We start from the raw sequence: 4,053 nt of genomic DNA, 5'->3' as shown, positions 1-4,053 counted from the left end.
ATAAACCTTCGGCGAATTTAAAAATACTGGGCTTTGCCGAGGATAATGACGCAGAGCTGTATATTCTTACAAATCAGGAAGTTGGTCCCAAAGGTAATAATGGAGCTGTTTATAAAATATTAAACCCTAATGGAAAGAATTAAACAACACTTTACAGAAGCCAGAGAAGTTCTTGATGCTTTTATTTCTACGCCCGATACCTTTGTAAGTATTGAATCGGCGGGAAAAATACTTGTGGATGCGATAAAATCAGGCGGACAAATTATTTCATGTGGTAATGGCGGTTCGATGAGTGATGCGATGCACTTTGCTGAAGAGCTTTCAGGAAGGTATAGAAATGATCGCCCAGCATTACCTGCTATTGCCATTTCAGATCCATCACACCTAAGTTGCGTTGCAAATGATTATGGCTATGCTTTTGTTTTTTCGAGAATGGTTGAAGCTATCGGACGAAAGGGCGATGTTCTTTTTGCAATCAGCACCAGCGGAAATTCTGAGAATGTATTGAAGGCTATTGAGGTTGCTAGAGTTAAGGGAATGAAAGTGATCGGACTGACCGGTAAAGATGGTGGGCTTATGGCGGGTCTTTGCGATGTGGAAATTCGTGCACCCCAATCAAAATACGCTGATAGGGCACAAGAAATCCATATTAAAGTCATTCATTCTTTAATTGATTATGTAGAGTCAGAGATTTAAATCTGATTCAAATATTCCAGCTTTTTCGAGTAGATACGAAAACTTAATTTCGATCCTCCACAATCACCGCTGTACCTGAAGAAGAAACCATGAGCATGCTTCCATTGCTGCCTATAGTTTCATAATCAAGATCAACTCCAAGAATGGCATTTGCTCCTAAACGAGTGGCCTGCTCTTGCATTTCGCGTAAGGCAATATCTTTTGCTTCGCGTAAGCCCTCTTCGTAGGATCCGGATCTTCCGCCTACGATATCTCTGATACCTGCAAAGAAATCTTTGACAATGTTTGCACCAATAATTGCCTCACCGGTTACTATGCCAATGTATTTTACGACTTTTTTACCTTCTAATTCGCCTGTTGTGACTACTATCATAGCTTTTTATATTTTTTGATGATAAATGGATGTTTTGTTAAACTACTAATGTAATGGATTATTTGGGAGATATGAAATGTATTTTTATAACAATTTCTCCCCCACCTCTTTCCAACTATTTACCCGTTCGTATCCGGTCAATAACAGGTTATGAGGGGAAGAGAAAAGTAGCTTTCTGCCATTAAAATCTGCAAAGTTTTTGATGCGGTCATCAATCAGAATGTCAACATTTACGATTTTATGACCGCAAAAGATAATATTTTGCCATCCGATAAAGGGAAAATGTTCTTCGAGCCATTCATACTTATCTTGAAGTGAATTCGGGAATTCCATTGCAGCAGAAACAATAAAAATATCATATTTTTCCTGAAGCTTTTTTAGTATTTCCACACTGTCGGGCAGTACTGGCAGATCTCTAAAAAAGCCCTTTTCATTGATATAATCCCATATTTTCATTTTAATATTTTCAGGCACATGATGGTAGACTTCATTACCCGGAAGTATTTGAAGATCAAGTGGAATACCATAATCACGATTATAAAGACTAATAAATTTGGATAGTGGATCAGCAATAACTTCGTCCATATCCACTGCAATTCGAGGTTTTCTTTCAGACATGTCTCAAAAATAGTGAAATCCATTTTTTAAATGTTATTTTTTTAATATCTTTGCATCCCCGCAGAATAGACTCCGGGAATATGTTGAATACATAAAACTTGAAAAATGGCAACTAAAATCAGATTGCAAAGATTCGGTAAAAAGGGAAAACCTTTTTATCACGTAGTGGTAGCAGACGCTCGTGCTCCAAGAGATGGTAAATTCATCGAAAGAATAGGTTCTTATAATCCAAACACAAATCCGGCTACAATTGAAATTAATTTCGAAAAGGCATTGGATTGGGTTAACAAAGGAGCTCAGCCAACAGATACTTGTCGTGCAATACTTTCATACAAAGGTATTTTATACAAGAAACATCTTGAAGGTGGTGTTAAAAAAGGCGCTTTAACTGAAGAACAAGCAGAAGCAAAATTTGCTCAGTGGTTAGAAGGAAAAGCCGGTAAGATTGAAGGAAAGAAGGATATTCTTACTAAATCTAAAGAAGAGCTTAAAAAAGCTACTTTAACAGCTGAAGCCAAAAAGAAGGAAGAAATGGCGGCTGCAATTATTGCCAAAAATACTCCTGCTCCAGAGGTTGAGGAAACCGTAGTTGAAGAAGCTCCAGAAGTTGAAGAAGCTGCTGAAGTTGAAGTTTCTGCTGAAGAAGCAGCACCGGTTGCTGAAGTTGAAGCATCTGCTGAAGTTGAAGAAGCTGCGCCAGTAGCAGAAGAGGCTCCTGTAGTTGAAGAAGCAGCACCAGTGGCTGAAGAGGCTCCTGTAGTTGAAGAGGTAGCACCAGTAGTAGAAGTTGAAGCAGCTGAAGAAGCTCCTGCAGCAGAAGCAACTGAAGAAGCTCCATCTGACGAAAAGGCAGTCTAGTTTCTGTTAAATCATTAAAATAAATAACGTCATTGCAGATGTTGACCGATGTGTTTTCTTTATTGAAAACTCAAAAAGGTACATCAGCAATGACGTTCCTGTTTTACCGCTATGAAGATTGAGGATTGTTTTTATATAGGCTATATCACTAAAACCAAGGGTTTAAAGGGCGAGGTACAGGTTTATTTTGAATATGATGAACCTGCAGACCTTCCTCTTGATTCAGTTTTTGCCGATATCAATGGCAAGCTGGTACCTTTCTTTATCTCAGCGTATAAATTACAGAATAACCAGACCGGTAATTTTTATTTCGATGATATTGATACCATTGAAAAGGCGCAAACACTTATCCGGAAAAAGCTTTACCTACCCAATAATTTAAAGCCGGTGAGGCAGGATGATGAATTCCTGATTACCGATCTTAAAGGTTTTATTGTGCATGATGAAACCGCTGGTGAGCTGGGTGAGATTATAGAAATTCATGAATATCCACAGCAGTTTGTGGCGGTTGTTTCCTATAAATTTAAAGAGATCATGTTTCCCCTAAATGATGATCTTATTGTGGAGATCGATGAGGAAAATGGAATCCTTAAAGTCGACCTTCCTGAAGGTTTGATTGATCTTTATCTAGAGTCTTAATATTTAATTAAGGCCTTTTAATTAATTTTCTATTTTTATAGAGAATTATGAATCCAAATATTAGCTCCCTTTTTGCAATTGCCAACAAACCAGTCCGGAAAATTATAGGATTGATGTCTGGAACATCATTTGACGGACTTGATATTGCTTTATGTGAATTTAGTGGGAGTGGATTAGAGACTCGCGTTAAAGTTTTAAATTTTGTAAGCGATTCGTACCCTCCCGAGTTCAAAGAAGATCTTAAATCTGTTTTTGCAAAAAAAACTGTTGATTTTGAGAAGCTTACTCTTTTAAATGCTTTTATAGGAAGTCATTATGCAGAGCTTATACTTAAAAGTTTAAGCGATTGGGGTCTTTCTTCTGAGGAAATCGACTTGATTGCTAGTCACGGACAAACCGTTTTTCATGCACCTAAACATCAGCGTGCAGCAGATTCCTATTCTAATGCAACGCTTCAAATTGGCGATGGCGATCATATTGCCACGGGTACTGGAATAATTACCATCAGTGATTTTAGACAAAAGCATGTGGCTGCAGGTTGTGAAGGCGCTCCCCTGTCAGTTTATGGCGATTATTTGCTTTTCTCGAATCCTGGTGAAAACCGCATCATGCTCAATATTGGTGGCATCTCCAATTTCACATTCCTTCCCTCTGAGTATTCAACCGAATTTTTTTCTTCGGATGTTGGACCGGGAAATACGCTCATGGATCAGTTCGTTCAACTGAACTACCCCGGAAAGTATTTCGATCAGGATGGAGCGATCGCATCAAGTGGAAAAGTGAATCAAAAACTATTGAAATCGCTGTTTGATCATGATTTTTTTAGAGCTGGATACCTTAAAACTACCGGTCCAGAACTCTTTAGTTTA

The 4,053-nt window shown here is 38.3% G+C and carries 5 protein-coding genes and 1 pseudogene; 4 read left to right on the top strand and 2 right to left on the bottom strand.

Features of this window, described 5'->3' with window-relative positions; genetic code table 11:
• Positions 1-129: 129 nt before the first annotated feature.
• Positions 130-696, top strand: coding sequence for a D-sedoheptulose 7-phosphate isomerase (lpcA, locus tag ACILQF_RS11335; protein WP_395627519.1), 567 nt, complete (start codon positions 130-132; stop codon positions 694-696).
• Between the two features lie 43 nt (positions 697-739).
• Here lpcA and ACILQF_RS11330 read toward each other — a convergent pair whose 3' ends face one another.
• A complete protein-coding gene (locus ACILQF_RS11330) occupies positions 740-1,069 on the bottom strand; it encodes a heavy metal-binding domain-containing protein (RefSeq protein WP_395627518.1) in 330 nt (109 codons plus the stop codon).
• An 84-nt stretch (positions 1,070-1,153) separates the two neighbouring features.
• Positions 1,154-1,687, bottom strand: coding sequence for a 5'(3')-deoxyribonucleotidase (locus ACILQF_RS11325; RefSeq protein WP_395627517.1), 534 nt, complete (start codon positions 1,685-1,687; stop codon positions 1,154-1,156).
• A gap of 105 nt (positions 1,688-1,792) precedes the next feature.
• On the opposite strand from ACILQF_RS11325, the pseudogene ACILQF_RS11320 reads away from it, so the two are divergent.
• The 3 genes and pseudogenes from ACILQF_RS11320 to ACILQF_RS11310 form a co-directional block, all read left to right on the top strand.
• Positions 1,793-2,329 (top strand): annotated as a pseudogene (locus tag ACILQF_RS11320) (30S ribosomal protein S16); the annotation flags it as partial.
• 327 nt (positions 2,330-2,656) lie between these two features.
• Positions 2,657-3,184, top strand: coding sequence for a ribosome maturation factor RimM (rimM, locus tag ACILQF_RS11315; protein ID WP_395627516.1), 528 nt, complete (start codon positions 2,657-2,659; stop codon positions 3,182-3,184).
• Positions 3,185-3,231: 47 nt separating this feature from the next.
• The coding region (locus ACILQF_RS11310) for an anhydro-N-acetylmuramic acid kinase (protein ID WP_395627515.1) at positions 3,232-4,053 on the top strand (822 nt) is incomplete at its 3' end.

The sequence above is a fragment of the Daejeonella sp. genome, from assembly GCF_044232565.1.
Lineage (GTDB): Bacteria > Bacteroidota > Bacteroidia > Sphingobacteriales > Sphingobacteriaceae > Daejeonella.
This window is presented reverse-complemented; position numbering and strand designations above follow the sequence as displayed.

Coding starts and splice junctions, on each gene's coding strand:
- lpcA (WP_395627519.1), top strand. CDS start 130: ATGGAAAGAATTAAACAACACTTTACAGAAGCCAGAGAAGTTCTTGAT.
- ACILQF_RS11330 (WP_395627518.1), bottom strand. CDS start 1,069: ATGATAGTAGTCACAACAGGCGAATTAGAAGGTAAAAAAGTCGTAAAA.
- ACILQF_RS11325 (WP_395627517.1), bottom strand. CDS start 1,687: ATGTCTGAAAGAAAACCTCGAATTGCAGTGGATATGGACGAAGTTATT.
- rimM (WP_395627516.1), top strand. CDS start 2,657: ATGAAGATTGAGGATTGTTTTTATATAGGCTATATCACTAAAACCAAG.